This is a genomic window from Methylopila sp. 73B, from assembly GCF_000526315.1.
Taxonomy (GTDB): domain Bacteria; phylum Pseudomonadota; class Alphaproteobacteria; order Rhizobiales; family Methylopilaceae; genus Methylopila.
Window position 1 is genome coordinate 3,746,077 of the sequence record NZ_JAFV01000001.1, and the last position, 25,871, is coordinate 3,771,947.

Below are 25,871 nucleotides of genomic sequence, written 5' to 3' on the forward strand. Positions count from 1 at the left end.
GATGCTGTCTCGCCGCCGTTCCGTTCCCGCCGTCGCCAGGCCGCAACTCACCATCGAGGAGGCGGCGGAGCGGCTCGCCCGGATGTCGCAGACGGTGGCGCGCCTCACGGCGGTGATCGTCGAGGAGACCTCCCTGCTGAAGGCCGGCAAGTACGTCGCCGCGAGCGCCCTCGAGGCCCGCAAGGGCGAGCTGTCGAGCCGCTACGTGATGGACGTGGGCGCCGTGAAGGCGAGCGCGGACTCGGTCGCGGCGCAGCCCGCGGAGGTTTTGGAGGAGGCCGAGGCGCTTCACCTCGCCTTCCGCCAGGCGCTCGACGAAAACCTCGCGGTGCTCAGCGTCGCGCGGTCGGTCGCCGAGAACCTGATGCGCGGCGTCGCGCAGGAGCTCGCGGCCCGAAACGCGCCCACGACCTACGACGCGCGCGGCGGCGCCTATGGCCGTCCGGCGGCCGCCGCCCCCATGACTTTGTCGCGCCGAAGCTGAGTTTTTAAGCGAAGTTTTAACGGCTCGCGGGCCCGCGCGTTAACCCAACCTCCTAACGCGGCCTTAACACGCCGTCCGCTATGACTCTGGACACGCGGTCAATTCGTCCGCGCATTCGGAGCAGGGAGGACGCGATGGATGCCGCAATCGGTACGCTGAACTCGTCCGCCGTGACCCGCGCGGCGCCCGTCATGGAGACGGCCGAGCGGAGCTCGCAGCCCAGTCCTTCTCCGAAGCCGCCGGCGGCCTCGCCCGAACTCGCGAGCGAGCGACGCATCGATCTCGACTACGAGACCGGCAGTTTGATCTACCGGATGATCGACGTGACGAGCGGCGTGACCGTTCGGCAAACCCCCGACGAGGCCCGTCTCAAGCTGCGCGCCTACATCGACGGGATCGACGCGCCGCGGTCCGATCCGAGCGTCCAGCGCCTGGCCTGACGCCGTCGAGCCGGCCGACGCTTCCTTCACGCTGACGGCTGTTTCCGTTCCGCAGGCCGATCCCGGCGCCGTACCTTGGGCTCGAGAGCCATCGCGAGGCGCGCCGGCCTTGTCGGGGGAGGGGCGCCAGACGCTTCCTGCGCCGGCGGCCCTAGTTCTTGAGGCCTTCGGCGACGTTGCGGTTGATCGAGATGAGGGCGGTCATGCCGGCGGCCTCCGGGTTGATCTCGATCCGCGACGAGCGGTTCAGCGAGAACAGCGCGATGCGCCGCAGGTTGGCCTTGGTCTCGGCGTCGAGCGGGTTTTCCGCCCGCATCACGCTGCTCAGGAAGATCGTCCAGAGTTTCCGGTTAAACGTCGCCGCCTCACGCGCCGCCTTGCGGTCGAACGGCTCGGTGTTCTGGATGGCGGTGAAACGGGCGGCGGCCCTCAGAAGAAGCTGCGCGTCGCGCTCACGCGGGTTCGCCGTCCTCTGCGCCATCCGAGCGTACGCCTGCGCGCCGTTCTGCATGCTCGAAGATTCCCTTTTCATGCGCGACCAAGTTCCGCGCCTCACGGAAAGCTTTGTAAAGCGATCCCGTTAAAACGTGGTTATTGATCCGGTCGACGATCGGAAGCATGCTCGGCGCCGCGCGCACGGCGTCACGCGTAAGCGTCGTGTAGATCTTAGCGACTTTGTCGATTGATCCGGACAGATACATCATCTGAACCGCGTAGTAGATGCGCTTCGCGGGCGTATCGGCGTCCTTTTCCTTCAGGATGTCGCGCTCCCGCAGCACGGGATCGGAGCCGTCGATCAGGAGCTGGGTGCGCGCCGCGCCGTTGGTGACGACCGAGCGGCCGATAACGATCCGCTCGCCGGGCTTCAGTTCGACTTTCAGGGTCATGGCAACCTCTCGTCCAAGCGACGAGGCCCCAAACGACGAGCGGCGGAACCAGAGGTCCCGCCGTTTCGTCTCCGAGCCCGCGCCGCGCCTACTGCAGCAGCTGGAGAACCGCGGATTCCTGCTGGGTCGAAATCGACAGCGAGGAGACGATGAGCGACTGGCGGGTCTGCAGGGTCGCCAGGTTCGCCGCTTCCTCGTTCGTGTCGGCGCCCGTCAGCGCCAGCGCGCCGTCTTCGAGGGTGCCGATCATGCTCTTGGTGAAGTCCTCGCGGGTCTGCACGATCTGCAACTGCGAGCCGAACTTGGCGGACTGGTCCTCGACCGTCTGCATCGCGGCCTCGATCCGGTCGATCACCGAGTTGATCGACGCCGAGTCGTAGAAGTCTTCCGCGCTGATGCTGTCGAGGCCAAGGCCTTCGGCGCTGAACTCGACGCCCTTGACCTCGAGCTGCGAGCTGCCGCTCTCGTTGAAGACGATGGAAAGGTCGTCGCCGTTCAGGAGGTTGACGCCGTTGTAGTCCGAGTCCTGGGCGAGCTTCAGGATCTCCTCGAGAGCCGAGTTGTAGTCGTCGGCGTAGTTGGAGCGAACTTCCGCGGCGCTCTGGTCGAGCACCGGCGCCGAGAAGGCGCCGGATGCGAAGGCCGCGGCGGCCCCTATCGCGCTGCCGGTCGCGACCTTGGGCACGGAGTTCGCGATCGCGTTCGTGGTCTCGAACACCAGCTGGGCGTCGTCGTCGCCCTCGTTGTCGACCGACGCCTGAAGCTGGACGTCGTTGGTCTTCAGCCAGCTGTTCAGCTCGTCGATGGTGTCGACGTTGTCGGCGCCCTTCGAGGAGGCGAAGGTGACGGTCTTCAGCGCCCCGTACTTGTCGGCGAAGGTGAGCGTGGTGTCCTTCAGCGCGCTCGCGCCGGAGGTGGTCGTTGCAAGCGTGCCGTTGGTCGAGGACACGGAGGTCGTGGTGGCGCCGTCGGCGATCAGGCCGAGCGAGTCGAGCAGCGTGGAGCTGCCCCCGATGTTGATGTCGTCGCCGCTCTCAAGCTCGAACTCCAGCACGCCCGCATTGTCGGTGACGCTGAGGCCGGTGATGTTGAGCGAGTCGATCTTGGTCTTGACCTGGGCCGCCGTGTCGTTGGCCGAGATATTGACCGTCGCGCCGTTGACCGTGAGCGCGCCGCCGGAGTGGGTGGCGTCCGTCGCTTCGACGCCGGCGAAGGTCGTCGAGACCGCCGCCGTCGTGGTGTCGTTCGAGAGCAGGTTGTCGCCCTGCAGCCCGCTCATCACCACCGATTTCAGCTGGGCCTTGGTGTCGACCGCGAGTTCGGACTGCTGGGCGGAGCGCGCCGTGGACTTCAGCGATTCGAGGATGTCGCTGATGCCCTTTATGCCGTTGTCCGCCGCTTCGAGCGTCTGGACCGAGTTCGACACGTTGTCGAGCAGGGTGCCGAGATCGCCGGAGCGTCTTTCCAGCGACTTCGCCGTGAAGAAGCTCGAGGGGTTGTCGAGGGCCGAATTGACCTTCTTGCCCGTCGAGAGACGTTCTTCGGTGCGATTGAGCAGTTCGGTCGTCGACTGCATCGTGCGCAGATTGGACCGGACTGCGGAGTTAAGAGCGATGTCGGCCATCGGGAGGCTCCAGGAACGACGCGTCGCACAAGGCGTTTGACGGTGAACATAGTCCGTTAACCTTAATCAGGAGTTAAGGTTAACGGCCTGCTAAACACGTCGCGTCGATCCGGCGCCTCTTCTCGCCGGGCTTGAATTTACTTCTATTTCAATTGGTTGCGCCCGGATCGCGGTTCGGGCGTCGCTCCGTGACGTTTCACGTCGTTAGAGAATTGCGACCGTCGCGCGCCAGAGAAGACATCGCCCGAATCAGCGGTCGGAAACGCCGATAGCGGCAGGAGCCGAAGCTCCCGCCGCCGGGCCGTCCGCGAAGAGCGAAGCGCGATTACTGGATCAGCTGGAGGACGTTCTGTTCCTGGCTGGTGGAGATCGAGAGCGAGGAGGTGATCAGCGACTGGCGGGTCTGCAGGGTCGCCAGGTTCGCGGCTTCCTCGTTGGTGTCGGCGCCGGTGAGGGCGTAGGAGCCGTCCTCGAGGGTGCCGATCATGTCCTTGGTGAAGGACTCGCGGGTCTCGACCACCGAGAGCTGCGAGCCGAGGCGCGAGGACAGGCTGTCGAGCGAGTTGAGCGCGTCGTTCAGTTTGCCGACGACCTTTTCGATCTTCGAGGAGTCGAGGAAGTTCTCGATGTCGATGTCGTCGAGCGAGAGCACGTCCATGATGTCGACGCCGCCGATCTCCAGCTTGGACGAGCCGTCTTCGTTGAAGGTCACCGACAGGTCGTCGCCGTTGAGCAGGTTGACGCCGTTGTAGCTGGCGTCCTTGGCGAGCTCCGCGATCTGGGACTTCAGGTCGTTGTAGTCGTTGACGTAGTCTTGGCGGGTCGACTTGCCGTCATCGTCGAGAACCGCCTCGGCAGTCGTCGAGGCGCTGGAGGCGAGGTCGAACACTTCGCCGGCGGCCGCGGTGCCGTCGGTGCTCACCGCCGTGCCGCCGATCGCCAGATCGGCCGAGCCATAGGCGTTGGTGGTCTCGATCGTCAGCTTGCCGTCGCTGGTGAGCGAAGCCTTCGCGTTGGAGTCGGCAAGCGCCTTGTTCAGTTCCTCGAGCGAGCTGACTTCGCCGTCGCCGTTGCCGAAGGTGATCGTCGCCTTCGAGCCGTCGCCGACGGTGACTTCGAGCGTCTTGCCGGTGAGCCCGGACTCGGAGTTGGTCGTGCCGGAGGTGAGGCCGAGCGCCGTCAGGGTCGCGGCGGTCGAGCCGGAGCCGACGTCGATCGTCTCGCCGGCCTTGGCCGAGAGCTGCAGCTTGCCGTCGTCGCCGAGCTTGGCGGTGACGCCGGTGTCGGCGGTTTTGGCGTTGATCTTATCGACGACGTCCGAACCTTCGTCGGCGGCGGCGATCGCGATGGTCTCGCCGTTGATGACCAGGTTGCCGGCGTCGCCGGCGGCGGCGGTGAAGGCCGAGAGGTCGGCCGTGCCGGCCACTTCGGCGCCGTCGCCGAGCAGGTTGGCCGAACTCGCGCCGGTGATGGCGCCCGAGGTGAAGCTCGCCTTGGCGGCGATCGCCGAGTCGGACTGCTGGGCCGAACGGGCGGTCGACTTCATCTGGGTGACGAGGTCGGAGATCGCCGAGATGCCGTTGTCCGCGGCTTCGATGGTCTGGACCGACGACGCGACGCTGTCGAGCAGGTTGGAAAGGTCGCCGGCGCGGCGGTCGAGCGACTGGGCGGTGAAGAAGCTCGAGGGGTTGTCGAGGGCCGAGTTGACCTTCTTGCCGGTCGAGAGGCGCTCCTCGGTCCGGGCCATCAGATCGGTGGTGGACTGGAGGGTGCGGAGGTTCGACCGGACGGCCGAATTGAGCGTGACGTCAGACATTTCAGGGCTCCTGTTCTGGGAGACTTCGATTGGCCTCGTCCTGAGGCGCACCCGGAAAATCGGCCGTCGGCGCTTAAGCGGGGGTTAAAGTTAACTGGCCTCCTCCGGTCCCCGCCGGATTTCAAAAGTCATGGTTACGGAATGGTTTCGCCAACGCCGAACGCGGCGGGAGCCGGAGCTCCCGCCGCTGGTCGGTCGGTCAGGATGGGTCGATCAGCGCAGCAGCTGGAGGACGTTCTGTTCCTGGCTGGTGGAGATCGAGAGCGAGGAGGTGATCAGCGACTGGCGGGTCTGCAGGGTCGCCAAGTTCGCGGCTTCCTCGTTGGTGTCGGCGCCGGTGAGGGCGTAGGAGCCGTCCTCGAGGGTGCCGATCATGTCCTTCGTGAAGGACTCGCGGGTCTCGACCACCGAGAGCTGCGAGCCGAGGCGCGAGGACAGGCTGTCGAGGTTGTCGAGAGCCGAACCGAGAGTGTCGATCACGTCGTCGATCTTGGACGAGTCCAGGAAGTCGTCGATCGAGATGTCGCTCAGGCCGATCTTCTCCATGATGTCGACGCCGCCGATCTCCAGCTTGGACGAGCCGTCCTCGTTGAAGGTCACCGAGAGGTCGTCGCCGCTGAGCAGGTTGACGCCGTTGTAGCTGGCGTCCTTGGCGAGCTCCGCGATCTGGGACTTCAGGTCGTTGTAGTCGTTGACGTAGTCCTGGCGAACCGACTTGCCGTCGTCGTCGATCACCGCCGAAGCGGTGGCGGCGGCGGTGGAGGCGAGGTCGAACACTTCGCCGGTCGCGGCCGAGCCATCGGTGCTGACCGCCGTGCCGCCGATCTCGAGGTCCGCCGACGCGTAGGCGTTGGTGGTCTCGATCGTCAGCTTGCCGTCGCTGGTGAGCGAGGCCTTGGCGTTCGCGTCGGCGAGCGACTTGTTCAGCTCGTCGAGCGAGCTGACTTCGCCGTCGCCGTTGCCGAAGGTGATCGTCTTCTTCGAGCCGTCGCCGACGGTGACTTCCAGCGTCTTGCCGGTGAGTCCGGACTCGGAGTTGGTCGTGCCGGAGGTGAGGCCGAGCGCCGTCAGGGTCGCGGCCGTCGAGCCGGAGCCGACTTCGATCGTCTCGCCGGCCTTGGCCGAGAGCTGCAGCTTGCCGTCGTCCCCGAGCTTGGCGGTGACGCCGGTGTCGGCGGTCTTGGCGTTGATGGCGTCGACGACGTCCGAGCCTTCGTCGGCGGCGGCGACCGCGATGGTCTCGCCGTTGAGCACCAGGTTGCCCGCGTCGCCGGCGGCGGCGGTGAAGGCCGAGAGGTCGGCCGTGCCGGCCACTTCGGCGCCGTCGCCGAGCAGGTTGGCCGAGCTGGCGCCGGTGATGGCGCCCGAGGTGAAGCTCGCCTTGGAGGCGATCGCCGAGTCGGACTGCTGGGCGGAACGCGCGGTGGACTTCATCTGGCTGACGAGGTCGGAGATGGCCGAAATGCCGTTGTCCGCCGCTTCGATCGTCTGGACCGAGGACGAGACGTTGTCGAGCAGGGTGCCGAGATCGCCGGCGCGACGGTCGAGCGACTGGGCCGTGAAGAAGCTCGAGGGCTCGTCGAGGGCCGAGTTGACCTTCTTGCCGGTCGAGAGGCGCTCCTCCGTCTGGGCCATCAGGTCGGTGGTCGTCTGGAGGGTGCGGAGGTTCGACCGGACGGCCGAATTGAGCGTGACGTCAGACATGTAAGGCTCCTGTCCTAGGAGACTGCGGGATACGCCTCGTCCTGAAGCGCATCGGGACACTCGGGCTCGGGGGGCTAACCGGAAGTTAATTCGACCCGAGAAGCGCCGAAGCAACGCGATGAATCAAATTGGATGGTTACGAGAATATGTGAATCAAACCGAAGATGATTGCCGCTGATGGTTTCCAACGATTCATGATGTACGCGCGTTAACCACAGCGCACCCCAAGACCTATGGTTAACGCGGTGGTAGCCTTAACGGGGTGCGAACGAGCATGCCGTGGCGGCGAACCTCTGAGTTTGAAGGCCGCGCGCCGCGCGGAGGCGCCCGCGATGCAAAAAGGCCCGCCGGGGAGGCGGGCCTTGCGAGGTCTTGGCGGTACGGCGGAAGCGGTTGCTGTTACTCGATGGTCTGGCCGGTCTGGGACCAGTCCGCGACGAACTGGTCGAGCCCCTTGTCGGTCAGAGGGTGCTTCACCAGCCCCTTGATGACGGCCGGCGGGATCGTCGCCACGTCCGCTCCCGCAAGCGCTGCGAACTTCACGTGGTTGCTGTTGCGGAGCGAGGCCGCGAGGATCTCCGTGCCAAGCTCCGGATAGTTGTCGAAGATCGTGCGGATGTCCTGGATCAGCTCCATGCCGTCGATCCCGGTGTCGTCGAGCCGTCCGACGAAGGGGGAAACGAAGGTCGCGCCCGCCTTCGCCGCAAGCAGGGCCTGCACGGCGCTGAAGCACAGCGTGACGTTGACCATCGTGCCCTCGTCCGCGAGCGTGCGGCAGACCTTCAGGCCGTCCAAGGTCAGCGGCACCTTGACCGTGACGTTGTCGGCGATCTTCGCGAGAATGCGCCCTTCGCGCAGCATGCCGTCGTAGTCCAGGGCGGCGACCTCGGCCGACACCGGACCTTCGACGATCTCGCAGATCTCGGCGATCACCTCCTTCATCGGGCGGTTCGCCTTGAGCATCAGGGACGGATTCGTCGTCACGCCGTCCAGAAGACCGGTCGCGGCGAGCTCGCGGATCTCATTCACGTCCGCGGTGTCGACGAAAAATTTCATTGAAAATGGCCTCTTCGAGTGCGTTGGGCGCCGACGCGCCCCTGAAAGGGAAGTGGGCTCCCCCGGCGCCGTTGCAAGGCGAGCCTGCGGGACCCTCCCGCCCGCCGGGCGGGGGTCGCGGCGCTTGACGGCGTGCGCGCAGGGGGGAGAAGAGGGCGTCCCCCGCACCGCCCGAGGCCCCGCTCATTTCCATCTTGGCCCCCGCCACCGTCGAGGTTCTGCTGCCGGTCGGGCTCGACCGCGCGCTGACCTACGCCGTGCCGGAGGGCGTCACGGTCGGTCCGGGCGCGCTGGTGGTCGCGCCGCTCGGCCGCCGGCTGGAGCTCGGCGTCGTCTGGGACGGCGCGCCGCCGCAGGTCGACGCCGCCCGGCTGAAGACGCTGGAAGGCGTCGTCGACGCCCCGCCGGTGTCGGAAGCGATGCGGCGCTTCGTCGACTGGATCGCGGAGTACACGCTCGCGCCGCGCGGCCAGGTGCTGCGGATGGCGCTCCGCGGGCTCGATCTCGGCGCGGCCGAGCCGAAGCCAAAGATCGGCGTCCGCGCCACGGGGCAGGCCCCGTCCCGCCGCACCCCGGCCCGCGACAAAGCGCTCGCCGCAGCCGCCGACGGCCGCATCCGCGCGAAGGCCGAACTCACGGAGGCCGCGGGCGTCTCGGTCTCGGTCGTCGACGGGCTCCTCGCCGACGGCGCGCTGGAGGCGGCGCCGCTGCCGCCGCCTCCGCGTCCGCCGCAGCCCGACCCCTACCAGCCGGGACCGCCGCTCTCCGAGGCGCAGGCGGCGGCCGCCAACGCCCTCGCCGCGCTCGCCGGGGCCCGTCGGTTCCACGTGGCGCTCGTCGACGGGGTGACCGGCTCGGGGAAGACGGAGGTCTATCTCGAGGCGGTCGCGGCCGCGCTCAAGGCCGGCCGGCAGGCGCTGGTGATGGCGCCCGAGATCGCGCTGACCGGCGCGCTGCTCGACCGCTTCGCGGCCCGCTTCGGCGCGCGCCCCGCCGTCTGGCACGCGAGCGTGGGCGACAAGCGGCGGTCGGCCGTGCGCCGGGGCGTCGCCTCCGGCGAGATCCGCGTGGTGGTGGCGGCGCGCTCGGGGCTCTTCCTGCCCTTCGGCGACCTCGGCCTCATCGTCGTGGATGAGGAGCACGACGCCTCCTACAAGCAGGAGGAGGGCGTCTTCTACAATGCGCGCGACATGGCGGTGTTACGCGGGCGCTTCGAGCAGGCGGCCGTCGTGCTCGCCTCGGCGACGCCGTCGCTCGAGAGCCGCGTCAACGCCGAACGCGGCCGCTACGCCAAGCTCGCGCTGCCCGACCGCTTCGGCGGCCGCGCCTTGCCGCGGATCGAGGCGATCGACATGCGGACGGCCGGCCCGCCGCGCGGCCAGTGGCTCGCGCCGAAGCTGGTCTCCGCGATGACCCAGACGCTCGCGGCCGGCGAACAGACGCTGCTGTTCCTCAACCGGCGGGGCTATGCGCCGCTGACGCTCTGCCGCGCCTGCGGCCACCGCATGAAGTGCCCGAACTGCTCGGCCTGGCTCGTCGAGCACCGGTTCCAGGCGCGGCTCGTTTGCCACCACTGCGGCCACACCGGCCCGACGCCCCGGTCCTGCCCGTCCTGCGGGACCGCCGACGCGCTGGTGGCCTGCGGGCCGGGCGTCGAGCGCATCCGCGACGAGGCGCAGGCGCGGTTTCCCGAGGCCCGGATCGCGATCCTGTCGAGCGACCTGATCGCGGGCGGCGAGGCGCTGCGCGCGGAGCTCGACGCCATCGCCAGGGGCGACGTGGACATCGTGGTGGGCACGCAGATGGTGACCAAGGGCCACAATTTTCCGAATCTCACCCTGGTCGGCGCCGTCGACGCCGATTTCGCGCTGGGCGCGGCCGACCCGCGGGCGGGCGAGCGCACCTTTCAGATTCTCGAGCAGGTCGCCGGCCGGGCCGGCCGCGGCGACCGTCCCGGCCGCGCGCTGCTGCAGACCCACGAGCCCGAGCACCCCGTGATTAAGGCGCTGGTGGCCGCCGATCGTGAGGGCTTCTACCGCGTGGAGACGGCGGCGCGCCAGGCGGCCGGCATGCCGCCGTTCGGCCGGCTCGCCGCCCTCATCGTCTCCGGCGCGACCCGCGAGGCCGCCGAGGCGCACGCCCGCGTCCTCGCCCGCGCGGCCCCCAAAGCCGAGGGAGTGCGGGTGCTTGGGCCGGCCGAGGCGCCGCTCGCGATGGTCCGCGGCCGGCACCGCATGCGCCTCCTGGTTCAGGCCGGCCGGGAGGTCGACGTGCCGGCCTATCTCCGCGCCTGGCTCGCCGCCGCGGGGCCGCCGCGGGGCGGCGTGCGGGTCGCGGTCGACGTCGATCCCCAAAGCTTCGTGTGACGCCCCGCGACCGCCGCGACGGTGTGACATCGTGTCGACGGTCTTCCCCAAAGCGGAGGGCCCATAGGCTCATCGCTATGTTCTTGGCGCGATAGAGTTTTTGTGAGCTTCGCCACAAGTGCGCCACGATGTTGCGCGCTTGGAGGAGGCATGTTAGTCAACCGCCGTCTCGCGAGGCCCTCGGTCCCGCGACATGGTTCAAGTCTGACCGTTAAGGTCGGCATTTCCGGGAGGTTGCGGAGCGTCGCTCCGGTTTCAGCCCTAGGCTCCAACCAGCGAGAGTGCGCTCGGTGGCAGGTAAAGACACCATCGTGTCCGGAATGGCGGGACGCTACGCGTCCGCCCTGTTCGATCTCGCCGTCGAGGCGGGACAGGTCGACGCCATCGCGGCGGACCTCGAGAGGCTGTCGGCTCTGATCGCCGAAAGCGACGACCTGCGTCGCCTGATCAAGAGCCCGGCCTTCTCGGCCGACGAGCAGGAGAAGGCGATCGCGGCGGTGCTCGACAAGGTCGGCGTCGCCAGCCTCACCTACAATTTCGTGAAGCTCGTGGCCCGCAACCGGCGCCTGTTCGCGATCGAAAGCATGATCCGCGGCTACAAGGCGCTCGTCGCGACCTCGAAGGGCGCGATCAGCGCCGAGGTCACGGTGGCGGAGCCGCTGTCGGACGGCCACCGCGCCGCGCTCACCCAGGCGCTGGCCGACGTGACCGGCAAGACGGTCGACTACGACGTCAAGATCGATCCCAAGATCCTCGGCGGCATCATCGTGCGGCTCGGCAGCCGCATGGTCGACGCGTCGCTTAGAACCAAGCTCAACGCCATTAAACTTGCGATGAAAGAGGTCGGCTGATGGACATTCGCGCCGCCGAGATTTCCGCGATCCTGAAGGATCAGATCAAGAACTTCGGCCAGGAGGCCGAGGTCTCGGAAGTCGGACAGGTTCTCTCCATCGGCGACGGCATCGCCCGCGTCTACGGCCTCGACAACGTCCAGTACGGCGAGATGGTCGAGTTCCCGGGCGGCGTGCGCGGCATGGCGCTCAACCTTGAAGAGGACAACGTCGGCGTCGTCGTGTTCGGCGCGGACCGCGGCATCTCCGAGGGCGACACCGTCAAGCGCACCGGCGCCATCGTGGACGTGCCGGTCGGCAAGGGCCTGCTCGGCCGCGTCGTCGACGCGCTGGGCAACCCGATCGACGGCAAGGGCCCGATCGTCGCCGAGAAGCGCTCCCGCGTGGACGTGAAGGCGCCGGGCATCATCCCGCGCAAGTCCGTGCACGAGCCGATGCAGACCGGCATCAAGTCGATCGACGCGCTCATCCCGGTCGGCCGCGGCCAGCGCGAGCTGATCATCGGCGACCGCCAGACCGGTAAGACCGCCGTCGCGCTCGACGCCATCCTGAACCAGAAGTCGATCAACGCCTCGGGCGACGAGAAGCAGAAGCTCTACTGCGTCTACGTCGCGATCGGTCAGAAGCGCTCCACCGTCGCGCAGTTCGTGAAGGTGCTCGAGGAGCAGGGCGCTCTCGAGTACTCGATCATCATCGCCGCGACCGCCTCCGACCCGGCCCCGATGCAGTTCCTGGCGCCCTTCGCCGGCTGCGCCATGGGCGAGTATTTCCGCGACAACGGCATGCATGCGCTGATCGTCTATGACGATCTGTCGAAGCAGGCCGTGGCTTACCGCCAGATGTCGCTGCTGCTGCGCCGTCCGCCCGGCCGCGAGGCCTACCCGGGCGACGTGTTCTATCTCCACTCGCGCCTGCTCGAGCGCGCCGCGAAGCTCAACGACGACAACGGCGCCGGTTCGCTGACCGCGCTGCCCGTCATCGAGACGCAGGCGAACGACGTGTCGGCCTACATCCCGACCAACGTGATCTCGATCACCGACGGCCAGATCTTCCTGGAGTCCGACCTGTTCTACCAGGGCATCCGCCCGGCGGTGAACGTCGGCATCTCGGTCAGCCGCGTCGGCTCTTCGGCCCAGATCAAGGCCATGAAGCAGGTGGCCGGCAAGATTAAGGGCGAGCTCGCGCAGTACCGCGAGATGGCCGCCTTCGCGCAGTTCGGCTCCGACCTCGACGCCTCGACCCAGCGCCTGCTGAACCGCGGCGCGCGCCTCACCGAGCTCCTCAAGCAGCCGCAGTTCTCGCCGCTGCGCGTGGAGCAGCAGGTGATCGTGATCTACGCCGGCACCAACGGCTACCTGGACAAGCTGCCGCTCGACAAGGTGCGCAGCTACGAGACCAAGCTGCTCGACCTCTTCGAGGGCAAGCACAAGGACATTCTCGAGACGATCCGCACCTCCAAGGAAATGTCCAAGGAGACGCTCGAGAAGGTCAAGAACGCGATCGACGCGTTCACGGCCTCGTTCTCGTAAGAGCTCGGTCAAGGGAGTCCGGGCCACGTCATGGCGAGCCTCAAGGATCTAAGAAACCGCATCGCCTCCGTTAAGGCGACGCAGAAGATCACCAAGGCCATGCAGATGGTCGCGGCGGCGAAGCTCCGTCGCGCGCAGCTGGCGGCCGAGGCGGCGCGCCCCTACGCGGAGCGCATGGAGCGCGTGCTCGCCAATCTCGGCGCGAACCTGAAGAATTCGCCGGACGCCCCGCTGCTGCTCACCGGCTCCGGCTCCGACAAGCGTCACCTTCTGATCGTGGCGACCGCCGAGCGCGGCCTCTGCGGCGGCTTCAACGGCTCGATCGTGCGCCTCGCGCGCCTTCACGCCGAGAGGCTGATCGCCGAGGGCAAGGAGGTCCAGTTCCTCTGCGTCGGCAAGAAGGGCGCGGAGCTGCTGCGCCGGAACTACGGCGGCCTGATCCGCGAGAAGATCGAGTTCCCGGCCAACCAGACGCCGTCCTTCGCCTCGGCGGAAGGCGTCGCCACGAAGGTGCTCGAGCTTTACAAGGCCGGCGAGTTCGACGTCGCCACCCTGTTCTTCTCGCGCTTCCGGTCGGTGATCTCCCAGACTCCGACCGCCCAGCAGATTGTGCCGGCCGAAGTGCCGGAGCCGGTCGAAGGCGCGGACGCGCCCGACGGCGCGCTCTACGAGTACGAGCCGTCCGAGGAGGAAATCCTCGACGAACTCCTGCCGACGAACGTGGCGATCCAGATCTTCAAGGGGCTTCTCGAGAACGCCGCCTCGGAGCAGGGCGCGCGCATGTCCGCGATGGACAACGCGACCCGCAACGCCGGCGAGATGATCAAGAAGCTGACGCTGACCTACAACCGGACCCGCCAGGCGCAGATCACCAAGGAGCTGATCGAGATCATCTCCGGCGCCGAAGCGCTTTGACGATTATCCGACGAGGACCATCCCTATGACCGCACAAGTCGGCCGCATCACCCAGGTCATCGGCGCCGTCGTCGACGTCAAGTTCGACGGGCACCTGCCGGAGATCCTGAACGCTCTCGAGACGAACAACAACGGCGCCCGCCTGGTGCTCGAGGTCGCTCAGCACCTCGGCGAGTCCACGGTCCGCACGATCGCGATGGACTCGACCGAAGGTCTGGTCCGCGGCCAGGACGTGTCCGACACCGGATCGCCGATCGCGGTGCCGGTCGGCGCCGGCACGCTCGGCCGCATCCTGAACGTCATCGGCGAGCCGATCGACGAGGCGGGCCCGGTCGACGCCGAAGGCACCCGTCCGATCCACGCCCCGGCCCCGTCCTACGCCGAGCAGGCGACGGAGACGGAAGTGCTGGTCACCGGCATCAAGGTCGTCGACCTGCTCGCGCCTTACGCCAAGGGCGGCAAGGTCGGCCTGTTCGGCGGCGCGGGCGTCGGCAAGACCGTGCTGATCCAGGAGCTCATCAACAACGTCGCGAAGGCGCACGGCGGCTACTCGGTGTTCGCCGGCGTCGGCGAGCGCACCCGCGAGGGCAACGACCTCTACCACGAGTTCATCGAGTCCGGCGTGAACAAGCAGGGCGGCGGCGAAGGCTCCAAGTGCGCCCTCGTGTTCGGCCAGATGAACGAGCCGCCTGGCGCCCGCGCCCGCGTCGCGCTCTCGGGCCTGACCATCGCCGAGCATTTCCGCGACCAGGGCCAGGACGTGCTGTTCTTCGTCGACAACATCTTCCGCTTCACGCAGGCGGGCTCGGAAGTGTCGGCGCTGCTCGGCCGTATCCCCTCGGCGGTGGGCTATCAGCCGACGCTCGCGACCGACATGGGCGCGCTGCAGGAGCGCATCACCACCACGACCAAGGGGTCGATCACCTCGGTGCAGGCGATTTACGTGCCCGCCGACGACCTGACCGACCCGGCGCCCGCCGCCTCCTTCGCCCATCTCGACGCGACGACGGTTCTGAACCGTTCGATCGCTGAAAAGGGCATCTACCCGGCGGTCGACCCGCTCGACTCGACCTCGCGCATTCTCTCTGCGCAGGTCATCGGCGAGGAGCACTACAACACCGCCCGCCGCGTCCAGGAGACGCTGCAGCGCTACAAGTCGCTCCAGGACATCATCGCGATCCTGGGCATGGACGAGCTCTCGGAAGAGGACAAGCTGACGGTCTCGCGCGCCCGGAAGATCGAACGCTTCCTGTCCCAGCCGTTCCACGTCGCCGAGGTGTTCACCGGCTTCCCCGGCAAGTTCGTGGACCTGAAGGACACCATCAAGGGCTTCAAGGAGCTCGTCGAGGGCAAGCACGACAACCTCCCGGAGGCCGCCTTCTACATGGTCGGCACCATCGAGGAGGCGATCGAGAAGGCCAAGAAGCTGGCCGAAGGCGCGTAATCGCCTGACGTCGACGGCGCCGGTCTCTGCCCGGCGCCCGATCGAGCGCTATAACGAAAGCGACGCGCGCGTGGCGCGGCGCTTCCAGGGTAGAGTTCGATGAACAGCAAAGTGCTATTTCTTCTGATCGGTCTCGTGGTCGGCGGTCTCGCCGGTTGGTTGACCCGGCCCCAGGCGGCCGAAGTCAGCTTCCTCGGCCTCAAGGTCGAGGTGCAGGGCGATCAGGCCGCCGCGCCGGGCGACAAGACGCTCACCACCGGCCAGGCGCAGCATGTTGGCGTGTGCGCCCTGATCGGCGCGCTTCTCGGGTTCGGCGTCGGCTTCATGGCCGACCGTCGCCGGGCGTGACGGACGAGAGAGAACGTGACAATGGACAGCTTCCCCTTCGAGCTCGTGTCGCCTGAGAAGCTGCTGGTCTCGGAAGAGGTCCAGCATGTGGTCGTGCCGGGCTCCGAGGGCGAGTTCGGCGTGATGGCGCACCACGCGCCGTTCATGACCACGCTGAAGCCGGGCGTCGTGAAGGTCTACAAGACCGAGGGCGGCGAGCCGGAGAAGCTGTTCGTCAGGGGCGGCTTCGCCGACGTCAACGCCAAGGGCCTGACCATTCTCGCGGACGAGGCCACGCCGCTGGCCGAGATGGGCGTCGATCGCATCGACGAATTGATCGCCGACGCCGAGGAAGATCTCGCGGACGCCTCCACCGACGACGACAAGCTGAAGGCGGAGCTGCGGCTCGTGCGCCTGAGGGAGACCAAGGCGGTCTACTTCTGAGAGCGCGTCGCCTCCGACGCTTTCGAACGGCCGGGCTCAGTCCTGGCCGTCTTCGTTTTCGGGCGGCGATCCGGTGCCCGAAGTCCTTGCCGCGTCAGGCGCCGGGGGTCACAGCCCCGACATCTCCCGCGCGTGGGCGTCGAGCCGCCGGATCGTCTCGGCCATATCGGCCTCCGTCGCCTCGGGGTGAAGCGCGCAGATCCGGAGCGCGGGCCGTCCGTTCACGCGCGTGGCGCCTACCGCGGCGAAGCCCTCGACGAGCAGACGGGCGGCGGCTCGCCTCATGGCGGCTTCGGCGACCTCTCGTGACAGCGCCTCGGGCGCGTAGCGGAAGGTGACGACGCCGAGCTGCGCCGGGGTCGCGATCTCCCAGCCGGGCGTGGCGCGCACCGTCCGCTCGGCGGCCTCGGCCAGCCGGAATGCGTGCTCGATCGCGGCGCCGACCGCGTCGAGCCCCATGACCTGCAGCGTCAGCCAGAGCTTCAGCGCCCGCGCGGGACGCGTGAGCTCCGGCCCGAGGTCCCAGAAGTCGGGTCCTTCCGATCCGGCGTCGTCGAGATAGGCCGCCTCGACGCCGAAGCTCGCGGCGAGCCGCGCCGGATCGCGCGCCAGCAGCATGCCCGTCCCGTAGGTCTGGAACAGCCACTTGTGCGCGTCCCAGGCGACGCTGTCCGCGCGCTCGATCCCAGCCAGCAACCCGCGCTTCGCGGGGCTGAGCGCGATCGAGGCGCCGTAGGCGCCGTCGACATGGAGCCAGAGGTTCTCGCGCGCGGCGATCTCGGCGAGCTCGGGCAGGGGATCGATCGCCCCGACGTTGGTGGAGCCCGCGGTCGCGATCAGCAGGAAGGGCGTGAGGCCCGCCGCGCGATCGACGGCGATCTGGGCCGCGAGCGCATGCGCGTCCATCCGGAGCGCCGCGTCGACCGGCGTCACGCGGATCTGGCGGTCGAGCAGGCCCACGATCCGAAGCGCGCGCGCGACCGAAACGTGGGTTTCCGCGGAGACATAGGCCACGCCGTCGCCGCGCGCCGCGGGCGCGAGCTTGGCGTCGCGGGCCGCGACGGCGGCGGCGAGGTTCGCCATGGAGCCGCCGGAGACGAACAGCCCGCCGGCGCCTTCGGGGAGGCCCAGCGCCTGGGCGAGCCACCGGATCAGCGCGCGTTCGACCGCGGCGGGCCCCTCCGCCTGGCGGCGCGCGCCGAGATGCGGGTTGTGCAGCGAGGTCAGCGCGTCGGCGAGCCAGGCGATGGGCGACACCGGGCTCGGAACGAAGGCGAAGAAGCGGGGGTGGTCGGTGCGGGCGCGGGCCGCGAGCACGACGTCGCGCAGCTCGTCGGCGACCTCGCCGAGCGGGCGGCCGGCGGCGGGGACGCCGCCTGCGACGAGCCGCGCCAGCGCCTCCGGCGAGCCGGCGCTCGCGACGGGCTCCGCCGCGCGGCCCGCCGCGCGGGCGAGAACGTCGGCGGCGACGCCGTCGAAGGCCTCCGACAGCGCCCGGGGGTCGGGACGGAACGGAGAGGGGCGGTCGAACATCGGGCCGGCCCCTTCAGGGCCTCATGGATGCGCGGGGGTCAGATCCCGGCGCCGGCGGGCGTGGTCCCGGCTTCGCTTTGGCGCGTGCGGAACATCAGCTTGTCCACGCGGGGGCCGTCCATGTCGATCACTTCGATCGTCCAGCCGCCGATGTCGATGGTGTCGCCCTCGACCGGGATGCGGCCCAGCTCGGCGATCACGAGGCCCGCCGCGGTGTGGAACTCGCCTTGGCTGTCGGCGGGGATGTTGAAGGCGAAGGTGTCCGTCACCGAATCGAGCGAGGCGCGGCCGTCCACCATGTAGGTGCCGTCCTCGCGGCGGCGGATGTCCTTGTCGTCGGCGGTCTCGTGCTCCTCGGGCAGCGCGCCTGCGATCGCGCCCAGCACGTCGTGCGAGGTGACGATGCCCTCGAAGCCGCCGAACTCGTCCACCACGAAGGCGGTGGAGGAGGGCTGCGTCTTGAACAGCTCGAGCAGGCTGAGCGCGGAGGCGCCCTCCGGCACGTAGAGCGGATTGCGCACCTCGGAGGCGACCTCGAACGCGCCGCCCGCGAGCAGCTTCGACAGCACGTCCTTCTTGTGCAGGATGCCGACGGGGTCGTCGATCGAGCCGTCCTTGCCGACGACGAGCCGCGAGAACGGGCTTTCCGACAGCTCGGTCTTGATGGTCTCGAGGTCGTCCGTCAGGTCGACCCAGAAGACGTCGCGGCGCGGCGTCATGATGGAGCGCACGGGGCGGTCGGCGAGCCCGAGCACGCCCTCGATCATGCGCTTCTCCACCGGCTCGATCGAGCCCGCGGCGACGCCCTCGGCGATCACGCTGCGGACCTCCTCCTCGGTGACGTTGCTGCCGTCCTGCTCCTTGACGCCGAGAAGCCTGAGCACGAGGCTCGAGCTCGCGCCCAGCGCCAGCACGAAGGGCTTGCCGACGAGCGCGAGGATCCGCAGCGGCCCCGAGCAGATCGCCGCGATGGATTCCGGGTCGGCGAGCGCGATGCGCTTCGGCACCAGCTCGCCGAAGATCAGCGAGCAGTAGCCGATGCCGAACACCACGAGGCCGGTCGAGATCGGCCGGGCGTAGGTGTCGAGCGGCGTCGAGGCCTCCAGGAAGATCGCGAGCGGATCGGCGAGCGCGGCTTCGCCGACCACGCCGGTGAGGATCGCGATCAGCGTGATGCCGATCTGGACGGAGGAGAGGAAGCTGCCGGGATCCTCCGAGAGGATCAGCGCGCGCGCCGCCCCGGCGCTTCCCTGGTCGGCCATCATCTTGAGACGGGGACGCCGGGCGGACACGACCGCGAGCTCCGACATGGCGAAGAAGCCGTTCAGGAGGACGAGGCCCACGAGAACGACGATTTCGAGGATTGGCATGAAGGGTCCGGGCGCTTGGCGGACGAGACGTCCGTCGGTCGCCGCGGAGTATAGAGCGTCGGGGGCCCGCCGTCATGGGCATGGAGGCCGCGCCGTCGTCGCGCCCGGTCCGCCGACGCGATCGTGACCACTTCACAGTCGCGTGCGTTCCAGCCAAGATTCGGGAATGCCTGATTCGATCGCCCGCCTGCACGCCGCAGTCTGCGCCGTCCGCGACGGCCGCAACGTCGGATCGCGCACAGGCAAGCTCTACCGCGAGGGCGTCCCGAAGATGGCGAAGAAGGTCGTCGAGGAGTCGGCCGAGGTCGCGATCGAGGCCGCCGCCGGGCAGCGCGAGGCCGTGGTGCGCGAAAGCGCCGACCTGCTCTACAACCTCGTGGTGCTCTGGACGGCGGTCGGCGTCGACCCCGAGGACGTCTACGCCGAGATGGACCGCCGGGAACGGCTCTACGGCATCGCCCAGAAGCTGCCGAAGGACGCGCTCCGCGCCCGCCCGAAACGCGCCGTCCGCGGCTGATCGGTCAGCGGACCGAGAACGAGACCGGGATCGTAAAGGCCTTCGACGCGCCGGGCATGTCGGCCGGCATCGGCGGGAAGTTCGCGCGCCGCACCATGGCCTGAAGCTCGGCGTCCAGCAGCGGGTGCCCGGCGCTGGAGACGATCCTGACGCTCCCTACGGAGCCGCTGCGACTGATGGTGAAGGCCACCACGCCGCGGCCTCGCACGCGCTGGCTCAGCAGCGAGGGCGGATAGCGCTTCGCCGCAGCGACGAGGGCCTGAATCCGGCGCGTGTAGTCCGTGGACGCCGCGCTCGCCGCCGCGCCGGCCGAGTTCGAGGCCCCTCCGGCGCCGCCCGCCGTCTGGCGGGTGGGCGCCGGCCGGGCGCGTTCGCGCACCGGCGCCTCGCGCGGCTCAGGCTTCGGGACCGGCCTGCGGGCGACCTTCGGCTTCGGTTCGGGCTTCGGTTCCGGCCGCTCCTCGCGCGCCGTCACGGTCTCCTCCGGCGGAAGGGCGACCGTGGGCGTCACATCGGGCCGCGTCTCCGCCAGCTCGACGGGTTCGTCGAGCGGCTCAAGGGGCTCGGGCGGCGTTTCTTCCGCCGTCACGGCGTCCGGATCCGGCGGGACGACCTCTTCGGCGGTCAGCTCCTCGAGCGCCTCCGGCTCCATGGCGTCGGTCGCGGTCTCCTGACCCTGGACCTCGTTGGCGGCCGCCGCGACCTCCGGAGCGGTCGCGCCGGAGGGCGGCGGCACGAGGTCCATCTCGATCGCCGGCTGGGTCTCGAGCCCGGACGTCTGCGGGGCCGAGCGCAGCAGCAACCCCGCCCCGGCGTGCAGAGCGAGCACGGCGACGCCCGCGAACGCCCAGCGTGCGACGCCCGGCCGGTCCTGCGCGGCCGTAAGCGTCAGCGCCTCAGCGCCCGCCATCGCCCCCGACGCTTTCCAGCGCGACCAGGGCGATCTTCAGATAGCCCGCCTTGCGCATGTCGTTCATCACGGTGGTCAGTTCGCCGTAGGGCACGGTCTTGTCGGCGCGCAGGAACACGCGCTGCTCGTGGTCGCCGTTGGTGGCCTGCGCCAGGGCGGGGCCGAGGCCGCCGGGCGGCACGGTCTCGTTGCCGATCGCGAGCGAGAGGTCCGATTTCACGGTGAGGTAGACCGGCTTGTCCGGGCGGGGCTGCGGCTTGGCCGTCGAGGCGGGAAGGTCGACGCCGACGTCGACGGTCGCGAGCGGCGCCGCCACCATGAAGATGATCAGCAGCACCAGCATCACGTCGATGAACGGCGTGACGTTGATCTCGCTGTTCTCGGCGAGGTCGTCGCCGGAGGAGCCGTGGTCGAGCTTCGCGGCCATGGGGCGTTACTCCGCCGCCGCCCGCAGGCGGGAGTGGATCGCCGCGCGGTCGAGGTCGCGGCTCAAGAGCCGCATCACGGCCGCGGAGGCGTCGGCCAGCAGCGCGCGGTGGGCGGAGATCGCGCGGGCGAAGACGTTGTAGATCATCACGGCGGGGATCGCGGCCACGAGGCCGATCGCAGTCGCAAGCAGCGCCTCGGCGATGCCGGGCGCGACGACCGCGAGGTTCGTGGTCTGCGCGTTCGAGATGCCGATGAACGAGTTCATGATGCCCCAGACCGTGCCGAACAGGCCGACGAAGGGCGCCGTGGAGCCGATGGTCGCGAGCACGCCGGTGCCGATCGCCAGTCTGCGGCCGGCTTGGGCCTCGAGCCGCGAGAGATGCGACGCGACGCGCTCCTTGACGCCGTCCGGCGTGAGGGCGTCGGCGGAGTGGGCGAGCTCGGCGTCGGCCGCCGCCACGAACGAGGCGACCGAGCCCCGCCGGTCGTCGAGCGCGCGGCGCGCGTCCTCCAGCGAGGGGGCGTTCGCCAGCGCCTTGAGGCCGCTCTTCACGCGGCGGTCGGCGGCGAAGACCTCGATCGACTTCGCGAGCCACACCGTCCAGGTCACCACCGAGGCGAAGGCGAGGCCGATCATCACGCCCTTCACCACCCAGTCGGCGGCGAGGAACATGCCGACCGGCGACAGATCGTGCGGGATGGTCGAGGGGTTCACCGCCGGCGTGCCGGGGGGAACGCCCGGCCCCGGGGCCGCGGCCTCCGTCGCGGGGGCGTCGGGCGCGGCGGGGCGCGGCGCGGGCGTCGGCTGACCGGGATCGACCGCCTGAACCTCGTCGGCGGGCGGCAGCGTTTGGGTCGCGGCCGGCGCGGCCGGCTGCGGCTGCTGCGCGAAGGCCGCGGCCGGGGCGAGCGCGACCGTCAGGGCGATCGCCGCAGCGAGCGCGGTCAGGCCCCTCACTTGCCGAACTCCACGTCCTTGACCTTGGATGAGGTCGCGATCAGCCCGAGGCAGTCCGCCTCGCCGCTGCAGGCGGTGACGTCGTTCAGCAGCACGCGGCCGACGGCGTCGCAGCCCAGATCGGTCGCCTCGAACAGCTTCACGCTGGTCTTGGACGCGCGCAGCGGTCCCGCCTCCACCGCGAGGCGACGGGCGATCACGCCTTGCTTGTCGAAGAACACGAGGTCGAGCTTGAGGCTGTCCAGCGCCTTCTCGGCCTCGTTCTTGATGACCATGGAGACGCGACAGGCGTTGTCGCGCGGCTCGAGCCGGTTGAGCTCGACCGACACCGTCGGCGCGGCGGAGGCCGCCTGCGCGACGCCGAGGGTCGCCGCGGCGACGAAAACCGTCCGTAGGGACGCGGCGCGCCCAAAACCGATCAGCGACAACGTCTGACCTCCCAACGATGCTTAATGACTGCGACGTCTGGCGGAATAAGCCGAGCGCGCGGTCACTTCAAGACAGGCCGCATCAATTGATAACTGTTCCAATTTCAGGGAAAGCCCGACCATTCGACTTATGTTGTCGGCGATTGCAGCTTTGGAGAGGAGGCTGATCGGAATACCGCGCGCCCGATCGGAGCACGCTCAGGCGATGGATCGGGTGGTCGTTCGGGCCGGATCGGAAGCGTCGCCGGTGAGCGCGGCGTGGACGTCGCTCATGTCGCGCGGAACGACGCTAGCCGCCGTAGCTCTGCACCAAGCTGCCCGCGACGAGGCTCCAGCCGTCGACCAGCACGAAGAAGATCAGCTTGAAGGGCAGCGAGACGATCGCCGGCGGCAGCATCATCATGCCCATGGACATGAGCACCGAGGCGACCACGAGGTCGATCACCAGGAAGGGAACGAACAGCAGGAAGCCGATCTCGAAGGCGCGCCGCAGCTCCGAGATCATGAAGGACGGGACCAGCACCCGCAGGGAGACCGCCTCCGGCCCCTCCGGCGCAGGCTCCCGCGAGAGGTCCTGGAACAGCCGCAGGTCCTTCTCGCGCACGTGAGCCAGCATGAAGGTCCGGAACGGCGCGACGCCGCGCTGGAAGGCTGTGGCGTCGTCGATCTGGTCGGCGAGGCGGGGAACGACCGCCTGATCGTAGGCCGTCTGGAACGTCGGGGCCATGACGAAGGCGGTGAGGAACAGGGCGAGCGCCGTCACCACCGTGTTGGGCGGGGCGGTCTGCGTGCCGATCGCCGTGCGCAGCAGCGACAGCACCACGACGATCCGGGTGAAGCAGGTCACCATCACCAGGATCGACGGCGCGAGGCTGAGGACCGTGATGAGGGCGACGAGCTGAAGCGCGCGTTCGCTGACGCCGCCGCCCTGGCCGAGATCGAGCGTGATCGCCTGCGCCGCCGCGGGCCCCGCGGCGAGCGCCGTCAGCGCCGCAGCGATTCCCGCCGCGCGGCGGAGGCGCGGCGCTCCGGCGGGCGGGATCACCGGCGTCGGCCAGGGAGCGGCACGGGCGTCCCCGCCGGCGTCAGGACTTGGGTTTCGCGCCGAGGTCGCGGCCGAGCAGGCTCGCCATCTCCGCCTCGAGCGCCGCAAGCGGATCTTCGTCCTTGGCGGGCTTCGGCGCCGCCGGGGCGGGGCGGGCCTCCGGCTTCACGCTCAGCGTCGGGGCCTGACCCATGGCGCCCGGGAACGGCTTCGCCGGCGCGGGCTTCGGAGCCTCGACCGCGACGCCCGGCGCGGGCTTCGTCGCAGGCGCCAGCGTCACCTCCGGCGCGGCGCCGGTGCGGGGCTGGTCGATCTTCGGTTCCGGCGCGTCGCCGCCCGAGGGCTCTTCCTTGGACGCGCGGGCCGCAAGCTTGGCGGCGATCCGGGCCTCACGGCCCGAAAGCTCCTCGGCGCCGTTCGGCTCCGCCGGCGGGGCGGCAGGAGCCGCGGGGGCGGGAGCAGGCGTAGGAGCGGAGGCCGGCGCCGGAGCCGAGGCAGGCGCGGCGACCGGGGTGACGGGGCGCTTCAGCGCCGCGGCGAGCCGGTCCGCGAGCTCGCTGGAGCGGGCTTCGCGCGGCGCGGGTCCGGTCACGATCGGCTGCGGCGCCGGGCGAACCGGGCCGGGGACCACAGGCTGGGGACCCGTGGGCGCCGCCGAGGCGGGCTGGGGCGCGGCGGGCTGGGGCGTCGTGGGCCTGACGGCCACGGGCGTCGGAACCGGCTGCGGCCGGGGCGGCTCAGCCACGCCGGGCTTTGCGGGCGCGACTGGCTCGGACTTCGGAGCCTCGCCCTTCGGCGCATCGGCCGGACGCGCGACCGGCTGCACGACGGGGATGGGGGCGGGCGTCGGCCGCACGGCGGGGGCGGCGTCGCGAACGGGCTGGATCGCAGGCGCCTCGACGCGGGGCGGCTCGGCGCGCGTGGGCTCGGGACCGCGCACGGGCTGGGTCTGCGGGCGCTCCGCGGCCACGACCGGGGCGGGGCGGGGGGGAACCGGCTGGCCTTGGGCGGGCGTCGGCTGGGGCGGGGTCGTCCGGGTCGGGGGCGCGTCGAACGACGGCTCGCGCTGGGCGTTGGGGCCGCCCGGCGAGCGCAAGATGCCGCTCTCGACCACCACGTCGTTCGGACCGCCGATGAGGACGAGATGCTCGACGTTGTCGCGGCGCACGATCACCAGGCGGCGGCGGCCGTCGACCGCCAGTACGTCCAGGACTCCGAGGCGCGGCTGGCGCGACCGGCCGCTCGCCGACATGCCGCTGAGCCGCTTGCCGCCGAGACGGCGGATCAGCCAGGTCACAATCAGGAGGAGCAGGATGAAGCCCGCGAAGAACAGGACAAATTTGATGGGCGTCGGAACGTCGAAGCCGAAAAGCTGATCGAACACGCGGGTCTACCTCGGTCTCAGTAAGCCAGTCGGGGCGGCGCGCCCGTGAGTTCGCGCGCAACGGCGGCCAGACTGGAACACAAGCCCGCGACGAACGCACCCCTCATAGACAAAGTCACGCCGAAGGTGAATGGAAACTTAACGCCGTTAACAGTCCGTTAACCATGCAAGCGGCAGTTTTTGCCGGGCGGACGCGCATTTCGCGACCCTGGGATGGCCCGGGCCGCCGCCGCGAGCGGGAAACGGACCGTGACGACGAGCGTCGAGCCGCCGCTGATGGCGGCGCTGAAGACCAAGATGCGGTGGCACGAGGCGCGCCAGGCCGTGCTTGCGGAAAACGTCACCAACGCCTCGACCGTGGGATATCAGGCCCACGACCTCCGCCCGGTCGAAGCTGAGGACGGCGGCGTCGGCGTCGCCCGGACCGCGCAGGGGCACATGACGCTGGCCTCCAGCGCCGGCGTCGACCGCGACGAGAGCCGCACGACCTTCGAGCGCACGCCGGACGGCAACTCCGTCGTGCTCGAAGAGCAGATGATCAAGGCGGCCCAGAACCAGATGGACCACCAGATGGCGGCGACCCTCTACGCCAAGAGCCTCGGCCTGCTGCGCACCGCGCTCGGCAGGGGCTGAGCGCCTTTCAGGGACACCGTCCGATGGACCTCAACCGCGCGATCGGCGTCGCCGCCTCCGGCCTCAAGGCCCAGGCCGGCCGCATGCGGATCATCGCCGAAAACCTCGCCAACGCGGACTCGGTCGCCTCGACGACCGGGACCGAGCCCTACCGGCGCAAGCTGCCGACCATGCGGCCGGAGTTCGACCGCGAGCTCGACGCCCAGGTCGTGGCGCTCGGCCGGGTCGAGCGCGACCGCAGCGAGTTCAGGATCCGGAACGAGCCGGGCAACCCGCTGGCCGACGCCGCCGGCAACGTGCGCCTGCCCAACGTCGATCCGCTGATCGAGCAGATGGACATGCGGGAAGCCCAACGGAACTACGAGGCGAACCTCAACATGGTGGGCTCCGCCCGCCGCATGATCGCCCGCACCCTCGACATCCTGCGCGCCTGACGCCCGGAGCCTAGACGCCCATGACCTCGCCGCTCGCCGCCGCCAACGCCTACTCCAGCCTGTCCGGCATCATCGCCGGAGGGGCGCCGGTCCGCCCCGGAGCGGGCGCGGACGCCAACGCCTTCGGCGACCTGCTGGAGAAGTCCCTCAGCGGCTTCGCCGAGCAGGGCCGGCAGACCGACGCCAAGGCGATGCAGGCGGTGCAGGGACGCGGCGACGTGGTCGACGTGGTCACCGCCGTCGCCGAGAGCGAACTCGCCCTCCAGACTCTCGTCAGCGTCCGCGACAAGGTGATCGCGGCCTACGACGAAGTCATGCGCATGCCGATCTGACGGCCGGGACC

At 69.5% G+C, this 25,871-nt stretch carries 27 protein-coding genes; 13 read left to right on the top strand and 14 right to left on the bottom strand.

Annotated features, from left to right (window positions below; genetic code table 11):
- The first annotated feature begins 1 nt into the window (after window position 1).
- On the top strand, window positions 2-484 hold the full coding sequence (locus K244_RS22845) for a hypothetical protein (RefSeq protein ID WP_020187671.1): 483 nt from the start codon (window positions 2-4) through the stop codon (window positions 482-484).
- Window positions 485-618: 134 nt separating this feature from the next.
- On the top strand, window positions 619-924 hold the full coding sequence (locus tag K244_RS0117920; protein WP_020187672.1) for a hypothetical protein: 306 nt from the start codon (window positions 619-621) through the stop codon (window positions 922-924).
- Window positions 925-1,075: 151 nt separating this feature from the next.
- On the opposite strand, the gene K244_RS0117925 is transcribed toward K244_RS0117920, so the two are convergent.
- The 6 genes from K244_RS0117925 to fsa form a co-directional block, all read right to left on the bottom strand.
- Complete coding sequence (locus K244_RS0117925; RefSeq protein WP_020187673.1) at window positions 1,076-1,405, bottom strand: flagellar biosynthesis regulator FlaF; 330 nt, start codon at window positions 1,403-1,405, stop codon at window positions 1,076-1,078.
- Window positions 1,377-1,811, bottom strand: a complete 435-nt coding sequence (locus tag K244_RS0117930) for a flagellar biosynthesis repressor FlbT (protein ID WP_020187674.1) — start codon at window positions 1,809-1,811, stop codon at window positions 1,377-1,379. Before K244_RS0117930 ends, K244_RS0117925 begins: the two co-directional genes overlap by 29 nt.
- An 88-nt stretch (window positions 1,812-1,899) precedes the next feature.
- The gene (locus K244_RS0117935) at window positions 1,900-3,435 is read right to left on the bottom strand and encodes a flagellin (RefSeq protein ID WP_020187675.1); all 1,536 of its coding nucleotides are present in this window, start codon (window positions 3,433-3,435) and stop codon (window positions 1,900-1,902) included.
- Window positions 3,436-3,760: 325 nt separating this feature from the next.
- Window positions 3,761-5,251, bottom strand: coding sequence for a flagellin hook IN motif-containing protein (locus K244_RS0117940; RefSeq protein ID WP_020187676.1), 1,491 nt, complete (start codon window positions 5,249-5,251; stop codon window positions 3,761-3,763).
- A gap of 213 nt (window positions 5,252-5,464) precedes the next feature.
- On the bottom strand, window positions 5,465-6,955 hold the full coding sequence (locus tag K244_RS0117945; protein ID WP_020187677.1) for a flagellin hook IN motif-containing protein: 1,491 nt from the start codon (window positions 6,953-6,955) through the stop codon (window positions 5,465-5,467).
- Between the two features lie 399 nt (window positions 6,956-7,354).
- Entirely contained in the window at window positions 7,355-8,011 is a 657-nt protein-coding gene (gene fsa / locus K244_RS0117950; protein WP_020187678.1) for a fructose-6-phosphate aldolase, read from the bottom strand.
- Window positions 8,012-8,205: 194 nt separating this feature from the next.
- Here fsa and K244_RS0117955 point away from each other — a divergent pair, with 194 nt between their 5' ends.
- The 7 genes from K244_RS0117955 (at window position 8,206) to K244_RS0117985 (ending at window position 15,887) form a co-directional block, all read left to right on the top strand.
- Window positions 8,206-10,377 carry a primosomal protein N' gene (locus tag K244_RS0117955; protein WP_020187679.1) on the top strand — a complete coding sequence of 724 codons (2,172 nt, stop codon included), beginning with the start codon at window positions 8,206-8,208 and terminating at the stop codon, window positions 10,375-10,377.
- Window positions 10,378-10,667: 290 nt separating this feature from the next.
- Window positions 10,668-11,228 (top strand): F0F1 ATP synthase subunit delta, encoded by a 561-nt coding sequence (locus K244_RS0117960; protein ID WP_036305832.1) that lies wholly within the window; start codon window positions 10,668-10,670, stop codon window positions 11,226-11,228.
- Window positions 11,228-12,757 carry a F0F1 ATP synthase subunit alpha gene (atpA, locus tag K244_RS0117965; RefSeq protein WP_020187681.1) on the top strand — a complete coding sequence of 510 codons (1,530 nt, stop codon included), beginning with the start codon at window positions 11,228-11,230 and terminating at the stop codon, window positions 12,755-12,757. The genes K244_RS0117960 and atpA overlap by 1 nt, the downstream gene beginning before the upstream one ends.
- Before the next feature lie 30 nt (window positions 12,758-12,787).
- Complete coding sequence (locus K244_RS0117970) at window positions 12,788-13,672, top strand: F0F1 ATP synthase subunit gamma (protein ID WP_020187682.1); 885 nt, start codon at window positions 12,788-12,790, stop codon at window positions 13,670-13,672.
- 25 nt (window positions 13,673-13,697) lie between these two features.
- Window positions 13,698-15,116: a F0F1 ATP synthase subunit beta gene (gene atpD, locus K244_RS0117975; protein ID WP_020187683.1), complete on the top strand. Its 1,419-nt coding sequence runs from the start codon at window positions 13,698-13,700 to the stop codon at window positions 15,114-15,116.
- Window positions 15,117-15,215: 99 nt separating this feature from the next.
- On the top strand, window positions 15,216-15,464 hold the full coding sequence (locus tag K244_RS0117980) for a hypothetical protein (RefSeq protein WP_020187684.1): 249 nt from the start codon (window positions 15,216-15,218) through the stop codon (window positions 15,462-15,464).
- A gap of 21 nt (window positions 15,465-15,485) precedes the next feature.
- Entirely contained in the window at window positions 15,486-15,887 is a 402-nt protein-coding gene (locus tag K244_RS0117985) for a F0F1 ATP synthase subunit epsilon (RefSeq protein ID WP_020187685.1), read from the top strand.
- Between the two features lie 108 nt (window positions 15,888-15,995).
- Here K244_RS0117985 and K244_RS0117990 read toward each other — a convergent pair whose 3' ends face one another.
- Together K244_RS0117990 and K244_RS0117995 are read right to left on the bottom strand one after the other, a co-directional pair.
- Window positions 15,996-17,420 (bottom strand): aminotransferase class V-fold PLP-dependent enzyme, encoded by a 1,425-nt coding sequence (locus tag K244_RS0117990; RefSeq protein ID WP_020187686.1) that lies wholly within the window; start codon window positions 17,418-17,420, stop codon window positions 15,996-15,998.
- Between the two features lie 38 nt (window positions 17,421-17,458).
- The gene (locus K244_RS0117995) at window positions 17,459-18,790 is read right to left on the bottom strand and encodes a hemolysin family protein (protein WP_020187687.1); all 1,332 of its coding nucleotides are present in this window, start codon (window positions 18,788-18,790) and stop codon (window positions 17,459-17,461) included.
- A 166-nt stretch (window positions 18,791-18,956) separates the two neighbouring features.
- On the opposite strand from K244_RS0117995, the gene hisE reads away from it, so the two are divergent.
- On the top strand, window positions 18,957-19,307 hold the full coding sequence (gene hisE / locus K244_RS0118000) for a phosphoribosyl-ATP diphosphatase (protein ID WP_020187688.1): 351 nt from the start codon (window positions 18,957-18,959) through the stop codon (window positions 19,305-19,307).
- 4 nt (window positions 19,308-19,311) lie between these two features.
- Here the strand turns inward: hisE and K244_RS22850 are convergent, their stop codons facing one another.
- The 6 genes from K244_RS22850 to K244_RS0118030 form a co-directional block, all read right to left on the bottom strand.
- The gene (locus K244_RS22850) at window positions 19,312-20,217 is read right to left on the bottom strand and encodes an energy transducer TonB (protein WP_020187689.1); all 906 of its coding nucleotides are present in this window, start codon (window positions 20,215-20,217) and stop codon (window positions 19,312-19,314) included.
- Window positions 20,204-20,644, bottom strand: coding sequence for a TonB system transport protein ExbD (gene exbD / locus K244_RS0118010; protein ID WP_020187690.1), 441 nt, complete (start codon window positions 20,642-20,644; stop codon window positions 20,204-20,206). Before exbD ends, K244_RS22850 begins: the two co-directional genes overlap by 14 nt.
- 6 nt (window positions 20,645-20,650) lie before the next feature.
- Window positions 20,651-21,604 carry a tonB-system energizer ExbB gene (gene exbB / locus K244_RS0118015; protein ID WP_020187691.1) on the bottom strand — a complete coding sequence of 318 codons (954 nt, stop codon included), beginning with the start codon at window positions 21,602-21,604 and terminating at the stop codon, window positions 20,651-20,653.
- Window positions 21,601-22,032 (bottom strand): hypothetical protein, encoded by a 432-nt coding sequence (locus K244_RS0118020; protein ID WP_020187692.1) that lies wholly within the window; start codon window positions 22,030-22,032, stop codon window positions 21,601-21,603. The genes exbB and K244_RS0118020 overlap by 4 nt, the downstream gene beginning before the upstream one ends.
- Before the next feature lie 289 nt (window positions 22,033-22,321).
- Window positions 22,322-23,032 (bottom strand): flagellar type III secretion system pore protein FliP, encoded by a 711-nt coding sequence (fliP, locus tag K244_RS0118025; protein ID WP_245259827.1) that lies wholly within the window; start codon window positions 23,030-23,032, stop codon window positions 22,322-22,324.
- Between the two features lie 85 nt (window positions 23,033-23,117).
- Complete coding sequence (locus tag K244_RS0118030; RefSeq protein ID WP_020187694.1) at window positions 23,118-24,461, bottom strand: flagellar biosynthetic protein FliO; 1,344 nt, start codon at window positions 24,459-24,461, stop codon at window positions 23,118-23,120.
- A gap of 249 nt (window positions 24,462-24,710) precedes the next feature.
- Between K244_RS0118030 and K244_RS0118035 the strand changes: the two genes are divergently transcribed.
- From K244_RS0118035 to K244_RS0118045, 3 genes are read left to right on the top strand one after another with little or no spacing between them, the layout of a single operon-like run.
- The gene (locus K244_RS0118035) at window positions 24,711-25,094 is read left to right on the top strand and encodes a flagellar basal-body rod protein FlgB (RefSeq protein ID WP_024816590.1); all 384 of its coding nucleotides are present in this window, start codon (window positions 24,711-24,713) and stop codon (window positions 25,092-25,094) included.
- 23 nt (window positions 25,095-25,117) lie between these two features.
- Window positions 25,118-25,528, top strand: a complete 411-nt coding sequence (gene flgC, locus K244_RS0118040) for a flagellar basal body rod protein FlgC (protein WP_020187696.1) — start codon at window positions 25,118-25,120, stop codon at window positions 25,526-25,528.
- A 20-nt stretch (window positions 25,529-25,548) separates the two neighbouring features.
- The gene (locus K244_RS0118045; RefSeq protein ID WP_020187697.1) at window positions 25,549-25,860 is read left to right on the top strand and encodes a flagellar hook-basal body complex protein FliE; all 312 of its coding nucleotides are present in this window, start codon (window positions 25,549-25,551) and stop codon (window positions 25,858-25,860) included.
- Window positions 25,861-25,871: the final 11 nt, after the last annotated feature.